Consider the following 25,609-nt stretch of genomic DNA (forward strand, 5'->3'; position numbering starts at 1 on the left):
GAGCACCTCCGGACAAGAAACCGGCCCCGTTGTGTGTGCGGCTCAACCGGGTATGTCCCGCGCCGTGCACCGGGCATCCAACTCTGGTCCGTGCACACGCACTTCCCGCTGAAACGGGCCCGGGAGTTATGGGCTCCGAATGAATTCGCCGCTCCCGGGCGGGCGCGGGCCACCTCATCGCGTATGCAGAAGAAGGCGAGGTTCGCCGAAAGGACGTGAAGGAGCAGCGATGAGGAAACGGCACCCGGTCCCCGCGGGATTAGGGCTAGTTCTCGCGGCGGTGCTGATGACAGCGGCGTGCGGGGGAGAGTCGTCCAAGTCGGCGGCCTCGGGAGCGCGCCCCGCCGACGCCGGCGCGTCCCTCGCCCCCAGCCCCGCCTCGACGTCCACGGCTCCGCCCGCCGCGTCGGCCGGCCCGGGGGGCGCGGCCGACGCGGGCCAGCTCGCGGTACGCCAGGACAACGCACTGGGGAACGTCGTCACCGACGGCAAGGGGTTCACCCTCTACCGTTTCGACGACGACGTCCCCAACTCCTCGAAGTCCAGCTGCGAGGGCCCGTGCGCCCAGACCTGGCCGCCGGTCATGGCCGACGGGGTGAAGACCGCGGCGGGCATCGAGGCCGGCGCGGTGGGCCGCCTGCAGCGCAGTGACGGAATGCAGCAACTGACGCTCGGCGGCTGGCCGGTGTACCGCTATTCCAAGGACACGGAGGCGGGCCAGGCCAAGGGCCAGGGCGTGCAGGGCAAGTGGAACGCGCTCGCCCCGGACGGAAAGAAGGCGGCCAAGGCCGGCGGGTCGGGCATGCCCGGTATGGGGATGGGAGGAGAAGGCGGCAAGGAAGGGGGAGGCAAGGACGAGGGCGGCAAAGAGGGAGGGGGCAAAGAAGGGGGCGGCAAAGAAGGCCGGGGCGGCGAAGGCGGTGAACGCGGCGAGCCCGAGCGCTCCGGGGAGAAGGGCGAGCAGGCGCTGAAGGTCATCGTCGTCCCCGTCGTCGGGCAGATCATCGCCGACTCCTGGGGCCGGCCGCTCTACCTCAACGGCTCCGGTGGCCGCTGGAGTTGCGGGGAAGGCTGCCGGAGCAGCTGGCGGCCCGCCCGGCCGGTCAGCCCGTCCCGGGTGCGCGGCATCGAGCGGGACCTGATCGGCCAGGTCAGGCTCTCCGACGGCTCCTACCAACTCACCGTCGCCGGACACGCGGTCTTCTGGTACGCGGGCGACCGCAAGAGCGGCGAGGTCAGCGGGCAGGGGCGCGACAACTGCTGGGCCATCGACGCGCGCGGCAACTCCACCCGTCCACGGGGCCAGTCGAAGTAGCGGGCAGAGCGCGACACACCCTTCCACACCGCTGTGTACCGTGCGGGCCGCACACCGAGAGTTCGAGGAAGCCACTTGAGGACCATTCGAGGACTGCGGCTGTTCGCCGCAGCTGTCATCAGCGGCCTGCTGGCGGTGACCACCACCGCCTGCGGCACGGCCGACGACAACAAGGCGTCGGTGTCCGGCCGGCTCGCCGGGAACTCCCCACAGGATCTGAAGAGGTGGATAGAGGGAGGGTGGCAGGACTGGGACAAGAGCCAGTGGCTGCGTGAGGCGAAGGACTTCTTCAACCCCGTCATCCCCGGCCGGTGGCAGCCAGACGCCATGAAGGACGCCCGCCCCGGCGACAAGACCGTCAGCCGGGCGGCCCCGGCCGACCTGGGTGTGAGCGACCCGGAACCCCGCCCCGTCACGGCCAGACCCGTGGGGCTTCCCTACCACCAGTTCGCCGCCCCGGTCGGCAAGGTCTTCTTCGACGGCCCCGAGGGCCGCATGGTGTGCTCGGCGACCGTCGTCACCGACCCGGTCCGGCCCGGCAGGTCCAACATGGTGTGGACGGCGGGGCACTGTGTGCACGCGGGCAAGGACGGGGGCTGGTTCCGCAACATCGTGTTCGTACCGTCCTACAACGACAACGGTGTGTCCGCCGCGCAGTTCAACAGCTCCCGGCAGGAAGACGTCCTGCCGTTCGGGGTGTGGTGGGCGGACTGGGCCCAGACGTCACCCCAGTGGATCGCCGAAGGGGCCGAGACCGGGGGCGCCGGGGCGCCCTTCGACTTCGCCGTCCTGCACGTCAAACTCCCCAACGGCGACGGCAGATCGCTGGAGGAGACGGTCGGCAACGCCGTGCCCGTGAACTTCACCGCCCCGCCGGTGAAGTCGGTGCCCGCCATGAACGCCAAGGGGTACCCTGCGGGCCCGCCCTTCGACGGACAGTTCATGTTCTCCTGCGACGACGCGCCCGGACGCCTGTCGGTACGGCCCGACCAGCCGACGATGTACCGCATCGGCTGCACGATGACCGGCGGATCCTCCGGGGGCGGCTGGTTCACCACGGGTCCCGGCGGACAACTGCTGCTCACCTCCAACACCTCGATCGGGCCCGCCGACAACACCTGGCTGGCGGGGCCGAGCCTGGGCCCGGAGGCCAACGAGGTCTACGCGTCGGTCAGCAGAAAATTCGCCTTCCAGTGACGGCGAGGTGAGCGCGGCGGTGGCGGGGGCATCCGGACGGGGGCGGCGGCGCGGCGGCACCCGTCTCCTGGCGTGGGGGCCGGAGACGGGTCCCGCCGCGCCGCCGCCCCCGTCACCGGGTGTCGGCCGCAGGTAGGACCTACCGCCCCCGGGCCCGGCCGGCCCCAAGCCCGAGCACCGCCCCCATCTCCTGCGCCCAGCGCCACGGCTCGTCCGTAGGGTCGGCCAGCGCGTCGACGTACTCCCAGTACGCCCACCCCGCCACCCCGCCGAAGCCGGGACAGCGGCGCAGCAGCCCCGCGACGGCGGTCTTCAACTCGTCGCCGGCCAGGATCTCGTCGTCGCTGCCGGAGAGGCTGGTGGGTGCGCTGAACACGAGCTTGCCCGGCGGGATCACCCCGCGCGCGACGATCCGCTCGTACGCCGCCGTACGGTCCCTGCCGCCACCGTTCATCCGTACGTGGAAGCGGTCCACCTCGTCGCCGCGGCTCCAGTAGAGGCGGTCGTAGTGCAGCGCCGACGGTGTGCTGCCGCCGCTGAGTTCGGTGGCGGTGGGGGCGAAGGAGATGACGAAGTCGGCGCCGAAGTCCGCGCGCAACCGGTCGATGAGCCGCTCCGTGACGCCCGCCGACATGGGTTCCGGTACGCGCAGGTCGAGGCCGTCCAGTCGGTAGTGGCGCAGAAAGGCCTTGAGTGGCGGATAGTTCGTACGGAAGCCGTGGTCGAGCCGCGCGAAGCTGCGGCGCCCGCCCAGCAGGGCCAGTACCCGTACCCCCTGCTCCCGCAGGGCCGCGAGGTCGGCCCACATCGGGGCCGGCCCCGGCGCACCGGGTAACGCGGAATTGAGGCTGACCACACCGCCGGTGTCCAGCCGCACGGTGCCCACGACCAGGTCGGTGAGTCCGGTGTGCCGTGCCGTGAGAGCGAGCGGGGAACGGTAGCGGCCGCCGTCGTGGTGGGTCCGGTAGTACATCACGAGGAGCCTGCCACCAAGGGGCCCTGTTTCTGCCATGCGGCATGCTAGGCGGGAGCGGAGCGGGCGGGGTCCGGGATGTGCGGCCGGTGACAAAACCCGGCCGCTTGTCGGCCGCGTCAACGCTGGTGCTCTCCCCCTGGCCGGGCGTGGACCTGCGGGAACCGGTGGCTGCCCCCTCGGTGTACGCACATGTTGAGCATTGTAGGATCTGATAATCCTATCCTTCCTGCATATTCGGAGATTGATACATACCGGCATGCCGGGCGGAGGGGACCAGATCACGGAGAGGGTGGGACGGGACATGGCCGGGGGGCTGCGGGTGGCCGTCGTGGACGACAACAGGCTGATGCGGGCGGGACTTGAGACGACCCTCTCCTCCGCCGGTGACCTGGAGGTGGTGGCCTCGTGCGGCGGCGCAGACGCGCTGGCCGCCGTGGCCCGGTGCCGCCCCGATGTCGTCCTGCTGGACATCCGGATGCCCGACGTGGACGGGATTACGGTCCTGCGTCAGCTGCGCGAGCTGCCGTGGCAGCCGGTCGTCGCGATGCTGACGGCCTTCAGCGGCGACGACGAGGTCAGTGCCGCGCTGCGCGGCGGGGCGGCCGGGTACCTCCTCAAGGACATCGACCCTGAGGACCTGGTCCGCCAGGTGCGTGCTCTGGGAGCGGGTCAGCGGCCTTTGGCTCCGGGGGTCACCCCCATCGTCATCGACGGCTACCTCGCCGACGTGTCCGCGCACACCGAGGCCCGCACGGCCGTGGCCGCTCTCACCGCGCGAGAGCGCGAAACGCTGTCCCTCCTGGGCCGCGGCCTGTCCAACGCCCAGATCGCCCATCGCATGCACATCGCGCCCGGCACCGCGAAGGACTACGTCAGTGCCCTGCTGGCCAAGCTCGGGCGGGTCAACCGCGTGCAGGCGGCCGTCCTCGCCGAACGCGCCCGGCTCCTCACCCAGGTGGGCCGCCACCACCGGCGTCCGGCGGCCGCCTCGCGTCCCCCCGCCTCGGGCAGCTCGTCCGACCCGGCGGTCAGGTGAGGGCGGGGCCGCCGCTGGTGCTGCTCGCCCCCTGCCTGGTGGTCCTGGGGGAATCCTGGGAAACCTGGCGGTGCTTCCCCCACGGGCAGTCGTCGCCGGTCTATTTCTCCCTCCTCTTCCTCACCCCTCCTCTGCTCCTGCTGCGCAAGCGCTTCCCGCTCGCCGTCTTCCTGCTGGCACTGCCCGTCCTTTGCACGGGAGCGTTCTTCGCCCCGCTGGTCCCGCTGTACGAGATGGCGCGGCGCTACAGCAGCCGGACCCTCCTGATCGGGTGCGGATCCGCCTACGCCCTCATCGTGTTCTTCGTGCGGTTCTTCCCGCCCCTCGGTGAAGAGTTCACCCGCGAATGCCTGAGTCACTATCTGGTGGCCTTCCTCGCCGGAGGCGTCCAGACCACTTCGGCACTGGCTCTGGGTATGCTCATGCGTGCCCGCCGTGAACTCGCCGCCCGCCTCGTCGAGTTGACGCAGGCCCATGAGCGGGAGAAGCGACTGGAGGTCGAGCAGGTCCTGGCGGCCGAACGGGCCCGCCTGGCCCGCGAGATGCACGACGTGATCGCCCACGACGTCAGCCTCATCAGCGTCCAGGCCGGTGCACTCCAGGTCACCGCAGCCGACCAGCCCACCCGCGAGGCGGCGCGCACGGTACGCCGACTGGCGTCGCACACTCTGGAACAGCTGCGTCACCTGCTCGGCGTCCTGCGGACCCCCGACGGCACCGCCGACAGGCAGCCGACGCTGGCCGACATCCCCCACCTGCTCGCCGAGAGCGGCCTCGACGTCACCTCACGCCTGACCACCTGCATCATGGCGTCGGCGGCGGGCTCCTCCTGGACACCGCACGTGCAGCACGCGGCGTTCCGCACGGTCCAGGAGGCGCTGACCAACATCCGCAAGCACGCCCCCGGCGCCCGGGTCCACGTCCGCCTCCATGAGGGCCTCCGGCGTCTGCACGTCGAGGTGCGCAACGGGCCGCCCGACGCCGACGCGAAGCCCTCCGCGCTGCCGGGCAGCGGCCTCGGGCTCGATGGTCTGCTGGAGCGGGCCCGCCTGCTCGGCGGCACGTTCGAGGCCTATCCGCTGCGCGACGGCGGCTTTCTGGTCCGGGCCGTCTTTTCCCCCCGCCGACCGGCGGGGCAAGCAGTGGTCGGTCGGCGGGTAGCGGGTGCCCCCGCCTTCCGCCGATCATCGTGAGGACCAGGCAGTGGCCGGGGCGGAATCCCGTACGGGCCACCGCTTCCGTAGGGCATGAGGCGCAAGAGTGAACACCAACATGATGGACCCGGCGGCCGACGGGGTGCGGCCGGGGTGACGGTTTCGTGCCTTGTGGAACGCATGGTGCCGGACGAGCTGTGGGAGTTGTTCCAGCGGGTGGTGCCGCCTGCGCCGGTGCGCCGGCAGGGCGGCGGACGGCGCCGGCACGGGGACCGTGAGGTGCTGGCCGCCATCGTGTTCGTGGCCACCTCGGGCTGCCCGTGGAACCACCTCCCCTCCGGCTTCGGACTGTCGGGGGTCACCGCCTTCCGGCGGTTCACCGAGTGGTCCCGCGTGCGGGTCTGGGACGACCTGCACCGCCTCGTCCTGGACGAACACGGTCCCCGCAGCGAGCGGGACTGGGCGCGGTACGCGGCCGGTGCGGTCAGGCTGCGTGCCGGGGGAGGCGATGCCTGAGGCGCGCCTTGCCGTCACCGGTCAGGTCCGCGTACTCCCGCCGGGCAGGGCCTGCTTCGACCAGCTTTCGAAGGCGGTGGCGCAGGCGTGGTCGAGGTGGCGCAGCCCGCTGAGGTCGAGTTCGAGCGGGCGGTCGCGCGGCAGGGCATCCAACTGGTCGAGGAGCGCGGGCAGTCGCAGGAAGGTGGCGCTTCCGACGGCGCGTACCAGCAGACCGCCCGCATCGGTGTCCTCGACCTCCAACTGCACCCGAGACGTCTCCCACGCCGACTTGGCGACGGCGGTGAGCAGCCCGGCGAGTACCCCCTCGAAGAGGTTGGTCGCCACGATCGCGGAGGCGGTGACGGCCAGGACGACGGCTTCTGCCCGGTGGGTGCGCCACATCCGGACGAAGTCCCGTACGGGTGTGAGTTTGCAGCCGGCGTGGACGAGTACGCCCGCGAGTGCGGCCAGCGGGATGACACCCAGGGCGGCGGGGAGCGCTGCGGCGAAGAGCAGTAGCCATACGCCGTGCAGGACGCGGGAGAGCTTGGTGCGGGCGCCCGCCTGGACGTTGGCGGCGCTGCGGACGATGACGGCGGTCATCGGCAGCGAACCGAGCATCCCGCAGACCGAGTTGCCCACGCCCTGGGCGATGAGCTCCTTGTCGAAGTCGGTACGCGGCCCGTCGTGCAGCCGGTCCACCGCGGCGGCGCTGAACAGGGACTCGGCGGACGCGATGAGGGTGAACGCGAGGAGCGTGCCGAGCGCGCTCAGGAGCACCGGCCCACCGGCGAGGCGGCCGAAGTCCTCGCGCTCGGGCAGAGAGACGGCATCGGCCAGCCCGTTGACCTCCAGGCGGGGCACCGGCAAATGGAACAGGGCGACCGCGCCGGTGGCCAGCGCGGTCGCGACCAGCGGCGCGGGCAGCATACGTGCGGCCCGGCGCCAGCGCGGCCACGCGATCAGGACGGCGATGGTGCCCGCGCCGATGCCCAGAGCGGTGGCGGCATCGGCGGAACACGCCGTGCTTACGGCGAGGTGGGGCAGCCCGGCGAGGTTGGCGAGGCCGTTGCCGTGGGCGTGTGCGCCGGTGAGGGTGTAGAGCTGTCCGGCGACCAGGACCAGGCCGATCCCGGCGAGCATGCCCTGGACCACCCCGGTGGAAATGGCTCGGAACCAGCGCCCCAGTTTCAACACGCCCAGGGCGATTTGGAGTAGTCCGGCGAGTAGGACGAGGACGCCGAGCGTGCCGGGTCCGTACGTTTCCACGGCCTCGTACACCAACACCGTGAGTCCGGCGGCGGGTCCGCTGACCTGGAGGCTGCTGCCGGGCAGCAGCCCGGTGAGCAGACCGCCGACAATGCCGGTGACCAGCCCCAGTTCGGCAGGCACCCCCGAGGCGACCGCTACCCCGACGCACAGGGGCAGCGCCACCAGGAACACCACCAACGAAGCGGTCACGTCCGCACGCGAGAACCGGACCCGCCTCATGATCCGCGTGTGGGCCTGTGGGCGGCTCACAGCGGCAGGAAGGATTCGCCGGCCGGGCACAACGCCGAGGTACGGCCGGTGTCCAGCTCGTAGTACCAGGCGTGCAGCTCCAAGTCCCCGCGTTCCAGGCGCTCTTGGACGCAAGGGTAGGCCCGCAGCCGGTCCACCTGCGCGCGTACATGGGCCTGGACAGCGTCGGCGAGCGCGGAGGTCCCGTCCGAGAACAACGCGTCCGGGAACTGTGCGGTGATCCAGTCGCGCACCCCGGGTGCGCCGGCTAGGTCCTGGCCGCGCGCTCGCGCGCCGACCGCACCGCAGTGCGAGTGGCCGCACACCACGATGTCGGCAACCCCCAGCAGCCGTACCGCGTACTCGATGGTGGCGGCCTCGGCTCCGACGGGTGCGGCGGCGTCGTACGCGGGCACGACATGCCCCGCCGTACGGAGCTCGAACAGGTCGCCGGGCCGGGCCCCGGTGATCAGGGCCGGTACCACCCGGGAGTCGGAGCAGGTGATGAACAGAGCCAACGGCGATTGGCGTGCGGCCAGCCGCCGGTAGGTCTCCTGGGCGCCCTGCCGGCCGGCTATGCGGGCCGGGAACGCGCGGGCATGGCGGATGAGGGTTTCCATATCGGGGTCTCCTGCCGGTGCCCGGCTATACCAGCCCGTCGAGCACTTCACGGGCCCTGCTCGAAGCCCCGTGCTCCTGCAGTGTTTTGTAGATGTCGTACCCCGAGGCATACAGTTTTGCGTCCCTGATCGGTGTCGTGGCATAAAACCACCACCCCACTGTGCCGGTGACGTTCTCGGCGGCCAGGCCGACGAGTTTGGCCAGGACGTCGTCGCCCGCCCCTATGTTCTCGCCGAGCTGCCGGTCGGCAGCCGCACGATCGGCCCGGGCTTTTTCGGCGTCGTTGAAGAAGATGTTGGGCCCCACGGTGTACCTGAAGTCGTGCTGGACACAGGCTTCCCATGTCGGACCGGGTGTGAGCCACGACGGCGCACCGGTGCATCCGTTGGTGTAGAAGCTCGTCTGCAGTGCCTGGAGGTCGGCGCTGTCGCCGCCGGAGACGGGCGCGATTATTTCGTCGCGCAATGCGATGAAGTTCCTGTTGCTCAATTGCGCGATGCGCAGATAGAGGCCTTCGGTGAAATGAGCGCCCGGGTTTGTTGCTGACGGCTTCTCAGGCTCAGGCATGGCGTTTCCTTGCCGCGTGGGGTGTTTGATTTCGGGTGCGGCGGAGCGCCGCGGAAATATCGGTCTATCAGGGTCCGGGATGCTCCCGGCGTGCCGCGGGAGTATTTACTTCCCTGAGTGACAAAGCCGGTTCGGCTATGTGCGCGGGGGAGTGGGTCCGAGGCGGGTCGGCACGCCCTCGTAGCGCAGGCCCGGCAGCAGCCGTTCCTGCTTCATCACCACACTGTGGGCGGTCACGACGGTGTCCCGGCCGACCTCCGCCCCGTACAGCAGCACGGTGTTGTCGGCGAGCGTCGCGCCCGCACCGATGCGGATATGGTCGATCTTGAGGACGCGGTCCTCGAAGGTGTGGGCCTGGAACATCGCGCAGACCGTGGCCCCGTCGCCGATGTCGAGCATGTCCGGGTCGACGACCTGGGCGAAGCCCTCGCCCAGTACCACCCGGCGCCCGATCCGCATCCCCGTCCGCCGTAGGTACAGCGGCAGCAGCAAGGTGCCCTCCAACGCGGTGAGCGGTGCCAGGGCGATGACGCGCCAGGCCACGTAGAGGAAGTCCCAGCGGCTGCACCAGCACGTCCACAGGGGCCGCGAGGCCGGGCGCACCCGGCCGAGGAGGATCCACTTCAGCGCGAGCACCACCGCGCACAGCGCGAGAGCGCAGCCGAGCGTGACCGCGGGGGCGACGAGCAGCAGCAGACCGGGCAGGACCGGATCGCAGCCCGCGATACCGATCAGCCATGCCTCCATCGCGGCGAGCGGAACCACCGGCAGGGTGAAGCGGGCCAGTTCCCACAGCCAGCGGTTGATCCGCCGGATCGTGGACGGTTCGTGGGTCAGCGTCCGGTCCGCCGCGGCGGGTTCGCGTCCGGGGAGTTCGAAGGGCGGGTGGCCGAACCATGAACTGCCGGGCCGGAAGGCCCGGTAGGGGCCGGCGGTGGCGATGCCGATGAGGAGGTTGTCGGGCAGCGTGCTGCCGCACGGCAGTACGGTGTGGTTGCCCACGAACGTGTCGCGGCCCAGCCGCAGGGGCGCCAGCAGCACCGTGCCGCGGTGGATGCGCGGGCCGCCCAGGTAGATGCCGTCGGCGAGGAACGTGCCCTGGCCGATGGCGACCAGTTCGGGCACCACGTCGATGACCGTGCTGATCTCGCAGTCGGGGCCGATGTCCATGCCCGCCAGGCGCAGCCAGCGCGGCCACAGCAGCGTTCCGCTGAGCCAGTTCCCCGCCGAGTCGACGAGCGCGGGCTTCATCCACACTCGGAGGTAGGCGAGGCTCCATCTGCTGATCAGTGCGGGCGCGACGGTGCCGAGCGCCCGTGCGGCCAGCGCGTGGAGGACGACGGAGGTGGCGAGTCCCAGGCAGCTTCCCGCCGCGATCACGGCCAGCAGGGTCAGGTGTTGGGCCGGGTGTTCCAGGTCGGTGAGCAGCGAGTCGTAGGTGTAGCCGGACCGCCACACGACGGCTGCGGCCAGCAGCGTGTAGGGCGCGGCGAGGAGGGTCCGCAGGACGGCCTGGCTCAGGATCAGCGCCGCGCCGTGGGCCTTGGGGGAGAGCTGTCGGCCGCCCCGGACGGGCGCGGGCAACTCGGGAACCGGCGGGCCGGGGTGTGCCGGGACTCCGTCGGCCGTCACCCCGGCAGGCACCTCCGCGCCCGGCGGCAGTGACGACAGTGCGGTGAGCCATGCGCCCTCGCCGACGCGGGTGCCCGGCCCGACGCCCGCGCGGACGTCGAGCACGGCCCCCTCGCCCAGCACGACCGGGCCGACGACCACCTGGCCCCGTTCCAACTGCACCAGCCGGACCGCCGCGTCCTGGCTGAGGGTGACGTCGTCGCCGATGTCGAGCAGGTCCCAGCCGCCCGCGAGGAGGTTCACGCCCCGGTGGATGTGCACGCGTTCACCGATACGAGCACCGAGCGCGCGCAGCGCCATGCACTGGTACTGGGTACCCGCCAAGGTGCGCCACGGCACGATCCGCACCACCTGGCGGACCATCCACATGCGCACCGCGCGCCCGCTCCACGCCGGTACCGTCTCCGGGACGTACGTGCCCACCAGTGCCTTTTTCGCGAGCACCGCCAGGAGCACCGTCACGGGGGTGAGCAGGGGGCCGACCAGAGCGAGGGCGAGCGGGGGGAGCAGGATCAGCGGGACGAGTCCGATGGCGCCGGACACGGCGGGCAGCAGCCAGAAGACGGTCAGATACGCGGGGATCGACAGCGCGACGAGCTCGGCGGCGAGCCACGTGGTCTGCACGGCGGTGGCCGCGGCGGCGTTCCCGCTGTCGGGCGGCTTCTGCCCGGTCGGCTCCGGTTCTGTCAGCGCGGGCTCGTCCGGCACGTGCCGCTGCCCGGCCAGCTGCGCCAACCGGGCCGGAGTACGGGCCTGGTAGACGTCGCGCACCGCGAGGGAGGCGGTGCGGGGATCGGTGCGGAGTTCGGAGACGAGCATCGCGGCGTGCAGCGAACTGCCGCCGAGGCTGGTGAAGAAGTCCTCATCGGCGTCGATGTGCGTCAGGCCCAGCACGCGGGCGGCGGCGGCCGCGATCCGTTGGGCCGGCCCGTCTGCGGGGCCTGGCGCCGCCGGCGTCCCCTCGTGGCTGGAGCGGGGTGGCTCCAGCGGGGGCAGGTCGTCCCGGCGCACCTTGCCACTGGCGCCTCGGGGCAGGGTGTCCACGACCCCGAAGCGTGCGGGCACCATGTGGGGAGGCAGCCAGGTCCCCAACTGCCGGGCGATGTCCCCGGGTTGCGGTGGCCGAGAGGCGTCGCTGGGCACGATGTGTGCGGCGAGCAGCTGTGCGGGCCCCTCTCCCTGGATGCGGCAGGCCGCCTCCCGTACCCCCGCACAGCGCGCGAGGCTCGCCTCGACGGCTTCCAGTTCGATCCGGTAGCCGCGTAGTTTGACCTGGGAGTCCAACCGTCCGTGGTAGACGAGCGGGCCGTCCGGCTCGCGGTGCACCAGGTCGCCGGTCCGGTACAGGCGTCCCAGCTCGGGGTGGTGGGGAAAGCCGGCAGCTGTACGGTCGGGGTCACCGAGGTAACCGAGGGCGACGCCGTCGCCGCTCATGCACAACTCGCCCTGCTCGCCCGGGCCTACCGGCTCCAGGTTGTCGTTGAGCACCCACGCCCGCATACCGGGCACCGGACGGCCGATGGCGACCGGCTCGCCCGGCACGATGTCGTGCCGCAGACAGGTGACGGTGCATTCGGTCGGGCCGTAGCCGTTGACCATCCGGCGGCCCACCGACCAGGCGTCGGCCACATCGGCGGGCAGCGCCTCGCCGCCGACGTAGAGCAGCCGCAGCGCGGGCAGTTCCGCGCCCGGGTCGGCGCAGCCGGTGGACCGCAGCAAGGTGGGCGGCGGGCACAGCACCGTGATGCCCTCCTGCCGCAGCCAGGGCACCAGATCGGGTCCCAGCCGGGTCACCTCGTCGTCCATCGCGACGAGCGTCGCGCCGGAGGACAGCGCCATCCAGGTCTCCTCGACCGAGGAGTCGTAGGCGCTGGAGGAGCCCTGCGCCACGCGGTCGCCGGGGCCGAGGCCGAACTCCGTGATGTCGGAGGCGATCAGCGAGGCGATGCCCCGGTGGGCGATCATGACGCCCTTGGGGCGGCCGGTGGTGCCCGAGGTGTAGATGAGGTAAGCGAGTGCGTCCGGGCCCGGCGGCGGAGGTGGCCCGGCTCCCGGCGGCGGGATCGGCAGGTCGACGCGGAGCACCCGCCTCTCGTAGCCCGCGCGGCGGATGCGGCGTTCGCCCTCCTGGTCGGTGAGGATGACCGAGGCGCCGGACGCGAGCAGGATGTCGGTCATCTGCGCGTCGGGGAACGCCGGGTCCAGGCACACATGTGCGGCACCGGCCCGCAGCACGCCGAGCTGAGCGGCGTACAGATGGCCGGTCGTCCTGGGCAGCAGAACGGCGGCGATCTGGCCCTGTTCCACGAGCGTGGCCACGGCCCGGGCGACGGCGTTGACCTGTGCCTTCAGTTGGGCGTAGGTCACCGTCCGCCGGTCCCGGCCGGGCACGGGTGGCAGGTCGAGCGCGACGGCCTGCGGCCACCGCAGGGCCGCCTCCTCGAACAGGTCGGGAAGCGACGCGTTGCCGAGGGCGGGACGGCGCGCGGCCGCGACGGTCACGGCCCGGCCGCCCCGGCGGCGGACTCCGGCGCGCCTTCGGACGCCGGCGGACCCGCGGTCAGCAGATGCGGGGCGAGCCAGGGCCGCAGCCGGGCGCGTTCGGTGTCCGAAGCCGCCGAGAAGCCGGCGATACGGCCCGCGCAGTTCTCGCTGCCGCACCAGCAGTCGAACGGCTCGGCCATGGCGAACTCGGTGGTGCTGTAGTGGAAGGTGATCTCCTCGCCGGGCTGGATCCCGGTGAGCGCGATGACCTGCTGCCCGTCGATCCGGGCGTTGGGCGTGCAGCTGTGGTTCATGAACCGCCAGAAGCAGGAGTCCATCATCTCCTCGTGCCCGATGCTCGGCGACAGGTCGAGATGGGTGTCCTTGCCGACCTGAACGGAATACCGGCTCGGTATGTCGGTCAGCTCGCCCGTCATGTCGAAGAGGCGGGCCCCCGCCGGTGCGGGCTCACAGGCGATCAGCGTGTACGCACCGCCCGCCCGCAATACCCCGACCTGTATATCCCCCATGCGCCCATCGGGCTCGGGGAGAGCATCCTCGAACGGCCCCACGAGAACCAGGGTGTTCTCTTCCTCGGTGAATTGCGAAACCGCTTCCTGCATACGGTCGACCTCTTCTTCTCGGGCGTGCTCGGGCGTGCTCGGGTGTGCCGGACCTCGGGCATGTTTCACGTCCGTCCCCGGGCTTTTCAAGCGGCCACTCGGCCGCTGACAAGTACGCCTCTGGAGTCCTCCACTTCGCGCAAAACCGATCATGGGCGGCCCTTGAGGACGGAGGATCGGGCCCACCGGCGGGCGATGGGCCCGCTCGCTGAGGAGAGACCCGGGAGACGTCATGCCATTGGGGCTGGATCAGAACGTTCACGTCACCAACCATCTGAACCAGGACATCCATGTGATGCCGACCCTCGACAAGGGCTGGCTGCTGGCCGACGTACTCGCGGACACCGCGCTCTTCGCGATCGGCGTCGGAGAGATCGCGACCGCGACGGGACTCGCACTCCCCGCCGAACTCGCCACCTTCGCCGACCTCGCCCAGTTCCTGAAGGCAACGGCGGGACTGCTCTCGGGGACCGCGGCCACTGGAACCCGTTCGGCGGAAGTGGCCCTGGAACTGGTGGAGGCCTTCAAGAAGGGGGCCATCAAGGTCCCGGCCGGCGAGAGCGTGAACGTGAGGGAGCAGGGGTTCCTCAGCACCTACTTCAAGCCGACCAGCGGCTGGTTCGGCATGGCCGACTTCACCACGGTGGACCTGACCGTCATGACGCAGGACGGAAAGCGCACCGCTGACGTCGACTCGTCTCCCGACCAGTCCTGGATAGCCGACGAGACGGGAATCTCCCGCGCGGTGTACGGCACCCTCAATCAAGTCGACACCAATTCCGCAGCAGTCGCCTGGAATTGAGGGTCACGGGGCACGGGAAGAGGCACGGAACGAGGGATATGCACCGGCGGAGAGTTGCCGTGGTGGGCGGCGGAGTGGCGGGTCTGACCGCCGCCTACGTCCTGCGCAAGGCGTGCGACGTCGTCCTGTACGAGGCCGACGGGCGGCTCGGGGGGCATGCCCACACCCATGACCTGCCCGCCGCCGGGGGCGGGACCGTCGCAGTGGATTCAGGGTTCATCGTCCACAACGAGCGTACGTACCCCACGTTGTTGCGGCTCTTCGCTGAACTCGGCGTGGCCACGCAGGACTGCGAGATGAGCATGTCCGTGCGGTGCGACGGCTGCGGCCTGGAGTACGCCGGGGCCCGCGGCCCGGCCGGGCTGTTCGCCGGACGCGGCGCATGGCGGGGCCGCTACCTGCGTCTGCTCGCCGAAGTGCCGTCCTTCCACCGCCGCGCCCGCCGCCTGCTCGCCGACACCCGGCCCGAGCCCTACACCCTCGGCAGGTTCCTCGCGGACAACCGGTTCTCCCCGTACTTCACCTCCCACTTCGTCACCCCTCTGGTCTCCGCGGTCTGGTCGTGCCCCGCGCAGGTCGCCCTGCACTACCCGGCCGCCTACCTCTTCCGCTTCCTGGACCACCACGGGCTGCTGTCGGTGACGGGCTCGCCGCAGTGGAGGACGGTCACCGGCGGCTCTGCCGCATACGTCGCCAGGATCGCCGAGCACGTCGGCAGCGTGCGCACCAGCACCCCGGTGGCTTCGGTGCACCGCACCCGCGCCAGGGCGTGGATCACCACCGAGGACGGCGCCACGGACCCCTATGACGCCGTCGTCATCGCGACCCACCCCGACCAGGCCCTGCGCCTGCTCGCCGACCCCACCCCGCAGGAGCAGGTGACCCTCGGGGCGTTCCGCTACACCCGCAACCCGACCGTCCTGCACACGGACACCGCGCTGCTGCCCACGTCCCCCCGCGCCCAGGCCTCCTGGAACTATTACCTTCCCTCCTGCGGGGAACCGGGCCAGAGCGTCCAGGTCAGCTACGACATGAACCGGCTCCAGCAACTGCCCTCCACCGCCGCCGCCCGCTATGTCGTCACCCTCAACGCGGGCGAACGCGTCGACCCGGACCGGGTGGTGGCGCGCATGGTGTACGAACACCCCGTACACACCCCGCGATCCGTCGCCGCGCAGCAGGTACTGCCGACGCTCAACACCACGGTCACCGCCTATGCGGGCGCCTACCACGGCTGGGGATTCCACGAGGACGGCTGCCGCTCGGGCGTGCAGGCGGCGGCCGCGCTGGGGGTCGTGTGGTAGTCCGGTCCGAGCCGCAGCCGGGCACCTCGACCCCGAATCCCCAGACACCGGCCCTGTACGACTGCGTCATCCGCCACACCCGCACCTCACCGGTCCGCCACGCCTTCCGCCACCGCACCCACCTGTGGCTCGTCGACCTCGCGCAGCCGCCTCAACTGCCGTGGATGTTACGCATGTTGGCCCGTTTCGACGCCCGGGACCACTTCGACGGCACCTCGCCGACGATCCGCGCCGCGCTCGATACCTACCTGGCCTCCCAGAACGTGCACCACGACGTCGGACGCGTCCTCATGCTGGCCCACGCGAGGGTCCTGGGATACGTCTTCAACCCGCTGACGCTGTACTGGTGCCACGACCGCACCGGCGCCCTGGTGTGCGTGGTGGCCGAAGTGCACAACACCTACGGGCAGCGGCACGCCTACCTGCTCGGACCGGGTGCGACGGGCGGCGCGGAGGTGGCCAAGGACTTCTACGTCTCCCCGTTCTTTCCCGTCGACGGCCACTACCGCATGCGCCTGCCCGTTCCCGACGACCGGCTCGCCCTCACCATCCAGCTCACCCTCGGTGCCGAGCGGCCCTTCACCGCCACCGTACGGGGCAGGCGCCGCCCGGGCACCGCGCGCGCCCTGCTGGCGGCAACGGCACGCCGCCCCTGGCCGACCCTGGCCGTGTGGGCGGGCATCCGCCGCCACGGCATCCACCTGTACCTGCGAGGACTCCCCGTCCAGCCCCGGCCCGCCCCCACCCCCACGGAAGGCCCCGCCCTGTGACCGACTCGCTCGCGCACACCGCCGGCAAGGACCCCACGCACGCCGGATTCCGGCGGATCGACGCCGAGGTGTGGCCCGATGTGGCACGGCTGCCGCGGGCCCGGCTCGGGCGGACCGCCGCCGCTCGGGCGGTGCTGCGGCGCGTCTGCGCGCGGACGCCGCTCTCCCTGCTGACGGGCGAGGCCACCTCGTACGGCAGCGGCCCGGCGCTGCGGCTGCATCAGCCCGACGCCTTCTTCCGCCGGATCGGCGCGCAGGGCCTGATCGGCTTCGGCGAGTCCTACATGGCGCAGGAGTGGGACAGCGACGACCTGGTGGCGGCCCTGACCGTGCTGGCCGCGCACATGGACGGCCTCCTGCCCGCACCCCTGCGGGGGCTGCGCTCCCTCTGGGGCGGGCGCAGGCCCCAGGCGCAGCGCAACACCCCCGAGGGGGCCCGGCGCAACATCCAGCGCCACTACGACCTGTCGAACGATTTCTTCGCGCTGTTCCTCGACCCGACCATGACGTACTCGTCGGCTGTCTTCGCCACCCTTCCCGCCGGTCACGAGGTACTTGAGGAGGCACAGCGCCGCAAGACCGAGCAACTGCTCGACCTCGCCGCCGTGGGTCCCGGCACCCGGCTCCTGGAGATCGGTACGGGGTGGGGCGGGCTCGCGCTGCGGGCCGCCGCTCGCGGGGCCGAGGTGGTGACCGTGACGCTCTCCGCCCAGCAGCGGGACCTGGCCCGGCGGCGCATCGCCGCCGCCGGTCTGGCGGACCGGGTGAGCGTCCAACTGCGCGACTACCGGGAGGTGGAGGGCAGCTACGACGCGGTCGTCAGCGTGGAGATGATCGAGGCGGTCGGCGCCGAGTTCTGGCCGGTCTACTTCGCCGTACTGCGTGACGTGCTCGCGCCGGGCGGCCGGATCGCTCTGCAGGCGATCACCATGGAGCACCAAGCGATGCTCCGCACCGCCGGCACCCACACCTGGATCAGCAAGTACATCTTCCCCGGCGGGCTCATCCCCTCCCGGGAGGCCCTCTCGGAGCACTCCGCGAACGTGGGCCTGCGTATCGTGTCGGACCACGGCTACGGCGAGCACTACGCCGAAACGCTGCGGCTGTGGCGCGAGCGCTTCGACAGCACCACCGCTCAAGTGGAAGCCCTCGGCTTCGACACGACCTTCCAGCGCATGTGGGAGCTCTACCTCGCCTACTCCGAGGCCGGTTTCCGCGCCCGCCACCTGGACGTACGCCAACTGCTCCTGATGGAGGGGACCCTACGGTGACCGAGTCGGCCTGGTGCGGCCTCGGGGTGAACCTCGCGGCCACCGCCGCGACCTCCCTCGCCGTCCTTCTCGTCGCCGTGGCCGTCGCGCTGCCCAAGAACCTGCACCGGTTGGTGGACGTCGCCTGGGGCCTCGCCTTCACCGCGGTGGCCGTGGTCACCTGCCTGCTGTCGTCGGAACGCGGCGACCCCACCCAGCGCCTCCTGGTCACCGCCGCCACCGCACTCTGGGGCCTGCGCCTGGCCGCCCACCTCGCCTGGCGCGGACGCGGACACGGCGAAGACCCCCGGTACGAGCGGCTGCTCGCCAAAGCACCGGGCAGCCGCAACCTCTACGCCCTGCGCACGGTCTACCTCCTGCAGGCCGCCCTGATCTGGCTCGTCTCCCTGCCGGTCCAGGCCGCCCAGTACGCGAAGGCGCCCGCCCCCCACGTCACCTTCCTCGCGCTGAGCATGTGGGCCGTCGGCGTGGCCTTCGAAGCGGTGGGCGACTTCCAGCTCGCCCGCTTCACGGCGGACCCCGCCAACCACGGAAAGATCATGGACCGGGGGCTGTGGGGCCTGACCCGCCACCCCAACTACTTCGGTGACTTCCTCGTCTGGTGGGGCCTGTACCTCACCGCCTGCGGCACCTGGCAGGGCGCGGCGCTGTGTCTGGTCTCGCCGCTGCTGATGACGTTTCTCCTCACCAAGGGCAGCGGAAAACGGCTGCTGGAGGCCCATATGGCCGAACGGCCCGGATACGCCGTGTACGTGGCCGATGTCAGCGGATTCGTCCCCCTGCCCGCACGCCGCAGACGCGCCGAGACTCAAGAGGCCCGGGGGCCGTCATGAGCCCGGACGTATCGGACCCGCGCGAGGGTGGGTCCGCCCTCGCGCCGCGGTGGGCACCACCCCGGCCCACGGCCGCCGTCCTCCTGCTCCACGGCGGCCGCGCCGACGCCCTTGAGGCGCCGCCGAGGCTCAACCTCCCGCTCCTGCGCATGCATCCCGTAGCAAAGTGGATCATCAGGGCCACCCAGGGGGATCAGGTACTGGTCGGCGAGGTGCGCTACCGCCACCGCGGCTGGAACGGCCCCCGGCAGGACGCCGCCCACGATGCCCGCCGGGCGTTGGCCGAGCTGCGCCGTACCACCGGCCCCGTACCGGTCGTCCTCGTCGGGCACTCCATGGGCGGCCGGGCCGCCCTGCGCGTCGCGGACGATCCCTGCGTGCGGGGTGTGGTGGGCCTCGCCCCTTGGTGTCCGCCCGAGGAGCCGGTCGCCCACCTCGGGGATACCGAGGTCGTCCTCCTGCACGACGAGAACGATCGCGTCACCGACGCCCGGGCCTCCTGGGACTACGTACGCCGCGCCCGCGCCCGCGGCGTACCGGCGGGCGGCATCGCGATGCCCCGCGGCGGCCACGCCATGCTGCGTGACGCCCGCGCCTGGCACCGGATCACCACCGCCATGACCCTCGGCTTCCTGGGCCTTGCCCCCGTACCGAGCGAGGTCTTCGAAGCCCAGCCGCCGTTCGAGCGATGACGGCCCTGACCGCGCGGGCCGCTTCACCTCGCTGTCAGCCACGGTTCCGTATTCACCGGCTGCCCCCCGATGAGGGGGGCAGCCCCCGCCGTTCGGGGGGTGCTCCAGAGCCGGGCACACCTGCAAGGATCGCCAACGGCATGAGGGAGCACTCTCGCGTTCAGGCGACGCTGTTGCCGACAGCACGGATCTCCCCGACCTGCCGGACTCGACTGCGCCCACAGCCAAGGAGAAGCGACCATGCCCAGGGCTCCCGAGGACATGAGCGCGTGGGAGCTGGCCACGACGTTCCGCATCGTCATGGACGACATCGCCCGTCGGGACCGCGGCGCGGAAACCGAGCGTGTGCTGGCCGTCCGGGCGGGATACGCGGGCGCGCTCTGGCGGGAGATGGTCACACGCGGCTTCGCGTTCGAGAACGAAGGCCCGGCGCAGGCGAGGCGCCACCAGCATCCACCACCGTCCTCCTCCGCGGCCCGCAGGAGGCACTCGCACCATCCGTAGCGAGCTGCCGGCGGTTGATGCCCCGTCCCTTGTCGCCGGCTCCCCGCTGCTCCCGACCGTGGAGGGTCGTTCAGGTGGCGGATCCGGCCGCGGCGCCTGTCTTGCGGTCGGGTCCCCAGCGCTTGAGTGATTCTTCGAGGTCGAGCGGGCCGGGGCTGGTGTCTTCGGCTGCGGTCGGCCAGTCCTCGCGGGGGACACGCCACATGATCTCGAATTCGTTGCCGTCGGGGTCCTTGGCGTACAGGGATTTCGAGACGAGGTGGTTGGTGGAGCCGACCAGGGCGCCGCGCTTGTTGATCTTGTCGGCGACAGCGACCAGCTCGCCGAGCGTGCCCACCTCCCAGGCCAGGTGGTAGAGGCCGACGCGGCCGCGCTCGGGGCCAGGTGCGTCCGGTCCGACGGAGAAGAGGCCGAGGTCGTGGTCGTTGAGCGTGTCTTCGGCGCTGAGGAACGCGGCGCGGCCGGGGACGTCGACGTCGAGCTTGAAGCCGAAGACGTCGGTGTAGAACTCGACGGCTCGTGCGACGTCGCGCACGTAGAGCACCGCGTGGTTGAGGCGGCGTACAGGCATGGAGCTCTCCCAGGGCAGTGAAGGGTGAGGCGGTGGCCTCGCTTGCGACCATAAAACAATGTGAGACTTCAAGTAAATACCGCGATCCGCGAGGCTTTAGTTACGGTGCGTAATCGGACCCCTGCACCGCCTTGACGACGCGGGCTTGGCGGATGCCTCCCGCGTCGTCGGCAGCGCCGCTGAAGGAGCTCATTCCTCCAGGAACTTCGTGACTTGCAGACGACTCGCATGGTCGACGAGCGCGACCAACGCATCCCTGCTCGAACCTCGCATACGAGCGTCGCACAGCATGATCGGTGTCTGCGGACTGAGATCCAGAGCCAGGGCGACCTCTTGCTCCCCGTAGGTGTGTGTTCCTTCAAAGCAGTTCACGGCCACGATGAACGGGATACCTCGCCGCTCGAAGTAGTCGACAGCGGGGAAACAGTGCGGTAGACGGCGGGTGTCGGCCAACACCACCGCCCCCAGCGCTCCCTGTGCCAGCTCGTCCCATACGAACCAGTACCGCTCCTGTCCCGGTGTGCCGAACAGATACAGGGCAAGACTGTCGTTGAGGGTGATCCTACCGAAGTCCATCGCGACAGTGGTCGTCGTCTTTTGCTGAACTCCCCTGAGGTCATCCACCTGATGACCCGCCTGGGAAAGCCGCTCCTCGGTCCGGAGCGGGCGGATCTCGCTCAACGCCCCGACGAAGGTGGTCTTTCCCACGCCGAATCCGCCGGCGACGAGTATCTTCATCGCGATGAAGTCGGGCCTGATGGCGCCGTCAGAGTGCGCGAAGGGCATCGGCCACCTCCTTGAGGATGTTCTGGTCGGTCAGCCAGACGGCGGAGGCGGGATGGGTGACGCGGATGCGCCCGTCGTTCAGCAGGTCACCGAGCAGAACACGGATCACGCCTACGGGAAGACCGAGTCCAGCGGCGATCTCGGCGACGGACATCGGCTGTACCTGGCAGAGCGAGAGGATGGTCCTCTCCTCGGGCGAACGCGTCGTGGCACCTTTTCCTTGCGGCCTGGTGTAGATGACGGAGACAAGGTCGAACTCTCCCCGGCTCGGACGCGTACGGCCCGCGATTATCGCGAAGGGGCGAACGACGGAACCCACATCGCTGTGAGGGCTCGGATAACTCATATGACTGCGTCATCCAGCCCAGGGAACGGCTGGCCGAGAGGAGTGCGGACGGGCTGATCCAGGTGTTCTCGCACCTGCTGCACGAGCCGGGCCATCTCGTACGCGATGAGGCCGATGTCGGCGTTCATCTCGCTGAGGACGGCAAGGCATGACCCTTTTCCAGCAGTGACAACAAAGAAGAACCCCCTCTCCAGCTCCACCATGTTCTGCAGCACTGCTCCGGCACTGAATTGCGCACTCATTCCCTTGGCGAGGCTGTGGAGTCCGGAGGCAATAGCGGCCAGGCGCTCGGCGTCGGCCCGGTCCTGCTCGCTGGAAGCGCCGACCGCCAGACCGTCGGCTGAAAGAAGCACTACGTGGCGGATGTTGGGAACACGTGAGACGAAATCATCCAGAAGCCAGTTCGTGTTCTGGATTTCCTGAGATGTCAAGGTCATTGAGTATTCCGATCTGCTGGAGCGCCGCCTTGAGTGCGCGCGACCGCCTGCTCAGGCGGACACGCCGCCTCGTCGGCCGGTACCGCGACCGCACGCACGGCACGCCGTCCTCGCAGCCATCCGCTCTCCAGTGCGGTGATCGTGGCCTGAGCCGCCGTCGGGCTGCGGTGCGTTTCCACCGGAAGGTCGTGGCGGGATGCCTGGGGCGACGGAGGTGGTGGGTCGGTACGCAACTGAGGCACCAGGTGTGCCTGGCGAACTCGTTGGGGGAGGGGCGCAGGGGAACTTACGGGGCCTGCCGTTTCGTGCGGAGCCGGCATGGACGGCTGTGGAGGCAGCGAGGGAAGCCCCGGGCGAGTCCGGCGCGCGTGCGGGGGATGCGCCTTGGAAGACCGCGGAACCGGGCCCGTGCGCGCCCTCAGCAGCGTCTGGGGAATGAGGACGGTAGCCCTCACGCCGTAGTGGGCCGAGTTGTCCAGCCGGACTTTGACGCCTGTGCGACGGGCCAGGCGGTTCACAACGAACAGCCCGAGCTGGCTGGTGTTCATCAAATTGACCGCGGCGGGGTCCTGGACCCGGAGGTTGGCCTGCGCCATTCTCCCGTGACTCATACCGAGGCCGCGGTCCTCGACGGTGAGTGCTACCCCGGTGGCCAGCCGCTCGGCGCGCACCTGCACCGTGGTGGTGGGCGGGGAATACGTCAGAGCGTTCTCAAGGAGCTCGGCGATCAGGTGGGACAGGTCAGCCACCGCGGAGCCCAGCAGATGCCGCTCGGGGATGTCCAGCAGCTCGACTCGGGGATAGTCGTTCACCTCGGACAGGGCCGCGCGCAGCAGTGAGAGCAGACTGACCGGCTCGCTCCACCAGCGTGGCGGCGTGGCGCCGGACAGGATGATGAGGTTTTCGGTGTGACGACGCATACGTGCCGTGAGGTGATCGAGGCGGAAGAGGTCTTCCATCAAGTTCGGGTCTTGAGCCGCCCGTTGCAGGCCGTCCAGCACCTCGAATTGCTGCTGCAAGAGCAGCTGGCTGCGCCTGGCCAGGTTCACGTACACATCGGACACGCTCTTGGCGACTGCCGCGCGTTGCGCCGCGTCCTTGAGCGAGGCGCGCTCGTACGCGAGGAGGAGTGCCTCTCGGTGCAGGGCGTTGAGGGCGGACCTGATCTGACCCACCTCGTCGTTACCGTGCCGTTGGAGGGGTGCCTCCGCATCGATGTCCACCTTGTTGCCGGCGTCCAGTTGACGCATGGCTTGCGGGAGGCTGCGTTCGGCTACTTCAGCTGCTGCCATGCGCAAGCCGACCAGATCCGCGATCAGGTCGCGCCCGATGCGTACCGAGATCAAGAGAGACAGAAGGATGCCGCACAGACCCAGCAGGACCAAGGACCCGGACGAGCCGAGCGCCGAGTCAGGGATGCCGTCTTCTCGCCCGGTGGCCGTGGCGTCGGCCCCGGACTCCAGTCGGAGCAATGCTGTCGTCACCGGCGTGACCGTATTCGTCCATGCTGACGCGGTGGAAAGGCAGTTGACCCGAGGCAGGGGTCCTGCGGATCTCACCGAGTCTTCGCACGCCCCCAGAGCCTGGTACGCCCTGACTGGGACGACGCCCGGAGCGGCGGGGCGCACGTCGTCGGCTGCGGCACTGAGCAGGAGGCGCTGGGAAACCACGGATGCGATGAAAGCCCGGTGTTGTTCACTGTTCAGGCCGCCGTTCGCTCGGGCGACGTCGAGGATGAGGGTTTCTCGGGCGATCATTTCCCTGGCCCGGGGCACTTCCGGGGCCACCCTTGCCGCACGTGGATTCCCCGTGGCCTTGGTCAGGACATCGCCGACAGCCAGCCCCTGCTCGATTACAGCGGTATACGAGCGGTAGACGTCGGCCCATCGTGCCGCGGAGGCGGCGACCGTGGCCCGGGGTTTGGCAACCGACTGGGAACGGGTGGCGTCGCCGGGCGCCCGTGCTCCGAAGGCTTTGATCTGGGAACGCGTTTCCGGGACGTGTTCCGCAGCCTTTGAGAACTGGTCGAAGCGTGCGTGCAGATGAGGTTCGAGAGCGTGAATATCGGAGGGGAGGCCGTTGCGAAGGGCGGCATCCGTGTCCTTCGCGCGGGCGATGAAGACGGACAGCAGGTCTGCCCGGGGACGACTGACATAGCGTAAGGCTGCCGATCGCTCCGCCTGCGCCGCAGTCACGACGTCTCGGGACTGTGCCAGCAGGCGCGCGTCGGTCTTTTGAGGCCGCGTCAGATGCGAAGAGTGCTGCACAGTGGTGACCGCCACGAAGGCCCACAGGGCCATCAGGCATATGACGGGCGCCATGAGAAGCGAGATGATCTTCGCGCGGACCGACCTGGGCCTCAACCATGTCAAGGGGGAGACCTTGGTTTTGACGCCCTCGACGCCCTCGACGCTCTCGGGGCTCTCGTGCGGCATGGCGAACTGGGGCTTGGGGGAGGCCTGTTGACTGTCAGGCTGCCGCCCCTGCACCGACTCAGGGGGTACGTGCACGATTCCCTCCTCAGACAGAATGCAGCTGCTCGGAGCGGCGCGGATCCTCGGCGCGAGCCGGGACCTGGGCATCTCGGAGCTGCCTGGCTTTCGCGGATTTCAGTAGCTGATGTTCGGTCGGTGAGAGCGCGACGAACGCTGCGGTCAAAAAGAGGAACGAGCCCACCAGGATGGTCAGGGGGACGATGAACTCCACCCCCGAAGCGCCTGGCAGGTCCGTCCGTGCCGGCGTCACGTGGGCGTGCAGCGCCGCCATGCCGGTGTGGTGCATGGAGCTGACTGCCAGCCCCATGACCAGGGAGGCTCCGGCGCTGCCCCAACCACTGTGCACAGTGAGTGCGGCCCAGAGTGCGGCTGTGGCCGCAACGACGGCGATCACTACGGACAGAGCCACCAGCCGCCAGGAGTATTCGAGGTGGCCATGGAGCCGCAGCGCGGCCATTCCGACGTAGTGCATGGCGGCGATACCGAGTCCGGTGCCGAGGCCGCCCATCATCAGCCGGGGCTGCGACTGGCCGTGCCCTACGGAGAAGATCCCCGTACTCACCACAGCAACGGCGATCAGAAGGCTGAGCACCGTCAGCGGCACGTCGTACAGGACCTCAGTGCCTGAGATCTCGAAGCCGAGCATGGCGATGAAGTGCATCGTCCAGATGCCGCAACTGATGGAGATGGAAGCCAGCAATAGCCACCCCCGCCGGGCTGCCCCGGACGTGACCAGCGCCCGGGCCATGCAACGGAGCCCGAGGGCCGATCCCGCGCACGCCATTGCGTAGGAAGCGGCAAGTGTCAGCCATTCGTGGTCGGCATGGTGCATTTCCATCATGGAGCTCCTCTCAGCATCGAGTTGACGGCAGTCGCCCGTGGTGCCCGCCGTCGGCGCCCGGGGCGTCCACGCGCACAGTCGGTCGGAAACACGGTGTGTGAGTGGCCTCGGCGGTTACCGTCCGACCGGACGGACGGGTTGCCCGCCTGTCATCGGTACAGGGAAGGGTGACGCGGTCGTGGTCAGCGGAGCCGGCCATGCTGGAGAGGCCGGCCCATCGCGATGCCCCGGCGGTCAAGCCGTGAGCGGCCAAGACGAACCCTCGCATGCACGTGCATTCCCCCGACCAGCTCCTCATGGACCAACCCTGCGTGGGTCGGGAGCCGGTAGCGGCATCCCAAGCCGTTCGCTCAG

General features: G+C 70.3%; 23 protein-coding genes and 1 pseudogene. 12 read left to right on the forward strand and 12 right to left on the reverse strand.

Annotated elements, in window-relative coordinates; all coding sequences use genetic code 11:
• The first annotated feature begins 286 nt into the window (after positions 1–286).
• Both OG965_RS38125 and OG965_RS38130 read left to right on the forward strand, forming a co-directional pair.
• Positions 287–1,315, forward strand: a complete 1,029-nt coding sequence (locus OG965_RS38125; protein WP_371656662.1) for a hypothetical protein — start codon at positions 287–289, stop codon at positions 1,313–1,315.
• 75 nt (positions 1,316–1,390) lie between these two features.
• On the forward strand, positions 1,391–2,512 hold the full coding sequence (locus OG965_RS38130) for a serine protease (RefSeq protein WP_371656663.1): 1,122 nt from the start codon (positions 1,391–1,393) through the stop codon (positions 2,510–2,512).
• Between the two features lie 139 nt (positions 2,513–2,651).
• Here OG965_RS38130 and OG965_RS38135 read toward each other — a convergent pair whose 3' ends face one another.
• Positions 2,652–3,524, reverse strand: coding sequence for a chitinase (locus tag OG965_RS38135; RefSeq protein WP_371656664.1), 873 nt, complete (start codon positions 3,522–3,524; stop codon positions 2,652–2,654).
• 220 nt (positions 3,525–3,744) lie between these two features.
• Between OG965_RS38135 and OG965_RS38140 the strand changes: the two genes are divergently transcribed.
• The 3 genes and pseudogenes from OG965_RS38140 to OG965_RS38150 form a co-directional block, all read left to right on the forward strand.
• Complete coding sequence (locus OG965_RS38140; protein ID WP_371656665.1) at positions 3,745–4,524, forward strand: response regulator; 780 nt, start codon at positions 3,745–3,747, stop codon at positions 4,522–4,524.
• The gene (locus tag OG965_RS38145; protein WP_371656666.1) at positions 4,521–5,717 is read left to right on the forward strand and encodes a sensor histidine kinase; all 1,197 of its coding nucleotides are present in this window, start codon (positions 4,521–4,523) and stop codon (positions 5,715–5,717) included. The genes OG965_RS38140 and OG965_RS38145 overlap by 4 nt, the downstream gene beginning before the upstream one ends.
• A 141-nt stretch (positions 5,718–5,858) precedes the next feature.
• A pseudogene (locus OG965_RS38150) lies at positions 5,859–6,176 on the forward strand (transposase); the annotation flags it as partial.
• 39 nt (positions 6,177–6,215) lie between these two features.
• Here the strand turns inward: OG965_RS38150 and OG965_RS38155 are convergent.
• From OG965_RS38155 to OG965_RS38175, 5 genes are all read right to left on the reverse strand, one after another.
• A complete protein-coding gene (locus OG965_RS38155; RefSeq protein ID WP_371656667.1) occupies positions 6,216–7,667 on the reverse strand; it encodes a SulP family inorganic anion transporter in 1,452 nt (483 codons plus the stop codon).
• Positions 7,668–7,693: 26 nt separating this feature from the next.
• Positions 7,694–8,296 carry a carbonic anhydrase gene (locus tag OG965_RS38160; protein ID WP_371656668.1) on the reverse strand — a complete coding sequence of 201 codons (603 nt, stop codon included), beginning with the start codon at positions 8,294–8,296 and terminating at the stop codon, positions 7,694–7,696.
• A gap of 25 nt (positions 8,297–8,321) precedes the next feature.
• The gene (locus OG965_RS38165) at positions 8,322–8,864 is read right to left on the reverse strand and encodes a hypothetical protein (protein WP_371656669.1); all 543 of its coding nucleotides are present in this window, start codon (positions 8,862–8,864) and stop codon (positions 8,322–8,324) included.
• Between the two features lie 135 nt (positions 8,865–8,999).
• On the reverse strand, positions 9,000–12,998 hold the full coding sequence (locus tag OG965_RS38170; RefSeq protein ID WP_371656670.1) for an amino acid adenylation domain-containing protein: 3,999 nt from the start codon (positions 12,996–12,998) through the stop codon (positions 9,000–9,002).
• Positions 12,995–13,510, reverse strand: coding sequence for an SET domain-containing protein-lysine N-methyltransferase (locus tag OG965_RS38175; protein ID WP_371656671.1), 516 nt, complete (start codon positions 13,508–13,510; stop codon positions 12,995–12,997). The genes OG965_RS38170 and OG965_RS38175 overlap by 4 nt, the downstream gene beginning before the upstream one ends.
• A gap of 325 nt (positions 13,511–13,835) precedes the next feature.
• Between OG965_RS38175 and OG965_RS38180 the strand changes: the two genes are divergently transcribed.
• The 7 genes from OG965_RS38180 (at position 13,836) to OG965_RS38210 (ending at position 19,779) form a co-directional block, all read left to right on the forward strand.
• Positions 13,836–14,405 (forward strand): hypothetical protein, encoded by a 570-nt coding sequence (locus OG965_RS38180; RefSeq protein WP_371656672.1) that lies wholly within the window; start codon positions 13,836–13,838, stop codon positions 14,403–14,405.
• A 38-nt stretch (positions 14,406–14,443) separates the two neighbouring features.
• Positions 14,444–15,709 carry an NAD(P)/FAD-dependent oxidoreductase gene (locus tag OG965_RS38185; protein WP_371656673.1) on the forward strand — a complete coding sequence of 422 codons (1,266 nt, stop codon included), beginning with the start codon at positions 14,444–14,446 and terminating at the stop codon, positions 15,707–15,709.
• Positions 15,703–16,479 carry a DUF1365 domain-containing protein gene (locus OG965_RS38190; protein WP_371656674.1) on the forward strand — a complete coding sequence of 259 codons (777 nt, stop codon included), beginning with the start codon at positions 15,703–15,705 and terminating at the stop codon, positions 16,477–16,479. The genes OG965_RS38185 and OG965_RS38190 overlap by 7 nt, the downstream gene beginning before the upstream one ends.
• Positions 16,476–17,750, forward strand: coding sequence for a class I SAM-dependent methyltransferase (locus OG965_RS38195; protein ID WP_371656675.1), 1,275 nt, complete (start codon positions 16,476–16,478; stop codon positions 17,748–17,750). Before OG965_RS38190 ends, OG965_RS38195 begins: the two co-directional genes overlap by 4 nt.
• Positions 17,747–18,583, forward strand: a complete 837-nt coding sequence (locus OG965_RS38200) for a DUF1295 domain-containing protein (RefSeq protein WP_371656676.1) — start codon at positions 17,747–17,749, stop codon at positions 18,581–18,583. The genes OG965_RS38195 and OG965_RS38200 overlap by 4 nt, the downstream gene beginning before the upstream one ends.
• A complete protein-coding gene (locus OG965_RS38205; protein WP_371656677.1) occupies positions 18,580–19,275 on the forward strand; it encodes an alpha/beta fold hydrolase in 696 nt (231 codons plus the stop codon). Before OG965_RS38200 ends, OG965_RS38205 begins: the two co-directional genes overlap by 4 nt.
• Positions 19,276–19,515: 240 nt before the next feature.
• Positions 19,516–19,779: a hypothetical protein gene (locus tag OG965_RS38210; protein ID WP_371656678.1), complete on the forward strand. Its 264-nt coding sequence runs from the start codon at positions 19,516–19,518 to the stop codon at positions 19,777–19,779.
• A 70-nt stretch (positions 19,780–19,849) separates the two neighbouring features.
• Here OG965_RS38210 and OG965_RS38215 read toward each other — a convergent pair whose 3' ends face one another.
• The 6 genes from OG965_RS38215 to OG965_RS38240 all read right to left on the reverse strand — a co-directional run bounded on the left by OG965_RS38215 (position 19,850) and on the right by OG965_RS38240 (position 25,255).
• A complete protein-coding gene (locus OG965_RS38215; protein ID WP_371656679.1) occupies positions 19,850–20,350 on the reverse strand; it encodes a VOC family protein in 501 nt (166 codons plus the stop codon).
• Positions 20,351–20,539: 189 nt separating this feature from the next.
• A complete protein-coding gene (locus tag OG965_RS38220; protein WP_371656680.1) occupies positions 20,540–21,136 on the reverse strand; it encodes an ATP/GTP-binding protein in 597 nt (198 codons plus the stop codon).
• The gene (locus OG965_RS38225) at positions 21,117–21,482 is read right to left on the reverse strand and encodes a DUF742 domain-containing protein (protein ID WP_371656681.1); all 366 of its coding nucleotides are present in this window, start codon (positions 21,480–21,482) and stop codon (positions 21,117–21,119) included. The genes OG965_RS38220 and OG965_RS38225 overlap by 20 nt, the downstream gene beginning before the upstream one ends.
• Positions 21,479–21,919, reverse strand: coding sequence for a roadblock/LC7 domain-containing protein (locus OG965_RS38230; RefSeq protein ID WP_371656682.1), 441 nt, complete (start codon positions 21,917–21,919; stop codon positions 21,479–21,481). The genes OG965_RS38225 and OG965_RS38230 overlap by 4 nt, the downstream gene beginning before the upstream one ends.
• The gene (locus OG965_RS38235) at positions 21,916–24,429 is read right to left on the reverse strand and encodes a nitrate- and nitrite sensing domain-containing protein (protein ID WP_371656683.1); all 2,514 of its coding nucleotides are present in this window, start codon (positions 24,427–24,429) and stop codon (positions 21,916–21,918) included. The genes OG965_RS38230 and OG965_RS38235 overlap by 4 nt, the downstream gene beginning before the upstream one ends.
• A gap of 10 nt (positions 24,430–24,439) precedes the next feature.
• Positions 24,440–25,255 (reverse strand): MHYT domain-containing protein, encoded by an 816-nt coding sequence (locus OG965_RS38240; RefSeq protein ID WP_371656684.1) that lies wholly within the window; start codon positions 25,253–25,255, stop codon positions 24,440–24,442.
• Positions 25,256–25,609 lie beyond the last annotated feature (354 nt).

Origin of the sequence: Streptomyces sp. NBC_00224 (assembly GCF_041435195.1) — a bacterium.
In the GTDB taxonomy this organism is placed as follows: Bacteria; Actinomycetota; Actinomycetes; order Streptomycetales; family Streptomycetaceae; genus Streptomyces.

What these genes read in the sequence shown, in the direction of transcription:
- OG965_RS38210 (WP_371656678.1), top strand. Translation starts at nt 19,516, where the DNA reads ATGCCCAGGGCTCCCGAGGACATGAGCGCGTGGGAGCTGGCCACGACG.
- OG965_RS38220 (WP_371656680.1), bottom strand. Translation starts at nt 21,136, where the DNA reads ATGCCCTTCGCGCACTCTGACGGCGCCATCAGGCCCGACTTCATCGCG.
- OG965_RS38205 (WP_371656677.1), top strand. Translation starts at nt 18,580, where the DNA reads ATGAGCCCGGACGTATCGGACCCGCGCGAGGGTGGGTCCGCCCTCGCG.
- OG965_RS38165 (WP_371656669.1), bottom strand. Translation starts at nt 8,864, where the DNA reads ATGCCTGAGCCTGAGAAGCCGTCAGCAACAAACCCGGGCGCTCATTTC.
- OG965_RS38160 (WP_371656668.1), bottom strand. Translation starts at nt 8,296, where the DNA reads ATGGAAACCCTCATCCGCCATGCCCGCGCGTTCCCGGCCCGCATAGCC.
- OG965_RS38225 (WP_371656681.1), bottom strand. Translation starts at nt 21,482, where the DNA reads ATGAGTTATCCGAGCCCTCACAGCGATGTGGGTTCCGTCGTTCGCCCC.
- OG965_RS38155 (WP_371656667.1), bottom strand. Translation starts at nt 7,667, where the DNA reads ATGAGGCGGGTCCGGTTCTCGCGTGCGGACGTGACCGCTTCGTTGGTG.
- OG965_RS38240 (WP_371656684.1), bottom strand. Translation starts at nt 25,255, where the DNA reads ATGATGGAAATGCACCATGCCGACCACGAATGGCTGACACTTGCCGCT.
- OG965_RS38185 (WP_371656673.1), top strand. Translation starts at nt 14,444, where the DNA reads ATGCACCGGCGGAGAGTTGCCGTGGTGGGCGGCGGAGTGGCGGGTCTG.
- OG965_RS38215 (WP_371656679.1), bottom strand. Translation starts at nt 20,350, where the DNA reads ATGCCTGTACGCCGCCTCAACCACGCGGTGCTCTACGTGCGCGACGTC.
- OG965_RS38180 (WP_371656672.1), top strand. Translation starts at nt 13,836, where the DNA reads ATGCCATTGGGGCTGGATCAGAACGTTCACGTCACCAACCATCTGAAC.
- OG965_RS38230 (WP_371656682.1), bottom strand. Translation starts at nt 21,919, where the DNA reads ATGACCTTGACATCTCAGGAAATCCAGAACACGAACTGGCTTCTGGAT.
- OG965_RS38135 (WP_371656664.1), bottom strand. Translation starts at nt 3,524, where the DNA reads ATGGCAGAAACAGGGCCCCTTGGTGGCAGGCTCCTCGTGATGTACTAC.
- OG965_RS38125 (WP_371656662.1), top strand. Translation starts at nt 287, where the DNA reads ATGACAGCGGCGTGCGGGGGAGAGTCGTCCAAGTCGGCGGCCTCGGGA.
- OG965_RS38175 (WP_371656671.1), bottom strand. Translation starts at nt 13,510, where the DNA reads ATGGGGGATATACAGGTCGGGGTATTGCGGGCGGGCGGTGCGTACACG.
- OG965_RS38140 (WP_371656665.1), top strand. Translation starts at nt 3,745, where the DNA reads ATGCCGGGCGGAGGGGACCAGATCACGGAGAGGGTGGGACGGGACATG.